Origin of the sequence: Extibacter sp. GGCC_0201 (assembly GCF_017566055.1) — a bacterium.
Classification (GTDB): Bacteria; Bacillota; Clostridia; order Lachnospirales; family Lachnospiraceae; genus Extibacter.
This window is the reverse complement of the sequence record NZ_JABFCH010000185.1, coordinates 1-221: the sequence shown is the minus strand read 5'-3', so window position 1 is coordinate 221 and position 221 is coordinate 1. Positions and strand designations below refer to the sequence as shown.

The 221-nt window shown below is 54.3% G+C and carries 1 pseudogene; it reads left to right on the top strand.

The window, feature by feature from the left end:
* Positions 1–221 (top strand): annotated as a pseudogene (locus tag HJV72_RS19195) (adenosylcobinamide-GDP ribazoletransferase); the annotation flags it as partial.

The window sequence follows — 221 nt, the reverse complement described above, 5'->3', positions numbered from 1 at the left end:
GATATCTGCCTGCTGTCATACGTGTTCGTGGCGGAAAGAGCGCTCAGCGGCCTGTCGGTAGTCAGTTTCCCAAAGGCGAAGAAAGACGGTCTGGCCGCCGAATTTTCGGGAAAAGCCAAGACGAAGACGGTTCAATTCATTATGGCTGCATATCTGGCCGCAGCCGCTGCGGGGATTATGCAGGCAGGGGCAATTAGCGGGATTATCTGCATTGTTACTGC